The sequence below is a fragment of the Streptococcus sp. 3167 genome, assembly GCF_013277175.1.
GTDB lineage: Bacteria > Bacillota > Bacilli > Lactobacillales > Streptococcaceae > Streptococcus > Streptococcus pseudopneumoniae.
Window position 1 is genome coordinate 1 of record NZ_VMML01000119.1, and the last position, 559, is coordinate 559.

The 559-nt window shown below is 51.3% G+C and carries 6 tRNA genes; all 6 read right to left on the reverse strand.

Features of this window, described 5'->3' with window-relative positions:
* Positions 1-3: 3 nt before the first annotated feature.
* A tRNA-Leu gene (locus tag HT678_RS11220) sits at positions 4-89 on the reverse strand.
* Positions 90-96: 7 nt separating this feature from the next.
* A tRNA-Gly gene (locus HT678_RS11225) sits at positions 97-168 on the reverse strand.
* Positions 169-190: 22 nt separating this feature from the next.
* Positions 191-263 (reverse strand) — tRNA-Thr (locus tag HT678_RS11230).
* A gap of 18 nt (positions 264-281) precedes the next feature.
* Positions 282-363: transfer RNA gene (locus HT678_RS11235), tRNA-Leu, on the reverse strand.
* A 5-nt stretch (positions 364-368) separates the two neighbouring features.
* Positions 369-441 (reverse strand) — tRNA-Lys (locus tag HT678_RS11240).
* Positions 442-465: 24 nt separating this feature from the next.
* Positions 466-538: transfer RNA gene (locus HT678_RS11245), tRNA-Asp, on the reverse strand.
* Between the last annotated feature and the right edge of the window lie 21 nt (positions 539-559).

Genomic DNA, 559 nt, shown 5'->3' on the forward strand with positions numbered 1-559 from the left:
TTATGCCGAAGACCGGAATCGAACCGGTACGATCGTTACCAATCGCAGGATTTTAAGTCCTGTGCGTCTGCCAGTTCCGCCACCCCGGCCTCTCTAAGCGAACGACGGGATTCGAACCCGCGACCCCCACCTTGGCAAGGTGGTGTTCTACCACTGAACTACGTTCGCACTATTTTCTTCTATCTAAAAATGCCGGCTACATGACTTGAACACGCGACCCTCTGATTACAAATCAGATGCTCTACCAACTGAGCTAAGCCGGCTCATCTATTATATCTCAATGCGGGTTAAGGGACTTGAACCCCCACGCCGTTAAGCGCCAGATCCTAAATCTGGTGCGTCTGCCAATTCCGCCAAACCCGCATATATGACCCGTACTGGGCTCGAACCAGTGACCCATTGATTAAAAGTCAATTGCTCTACCAACTGAGCTAACGAGTCTAAAATAACTTGCGTTATTTCAAACGGTCCCGACGGGAATCGAACCCGCGATCTTCGCCGTGACAGGGCGACGTGATAACCGCTACACTACGGGACCTTTGGGAGTTAACGGGATCGA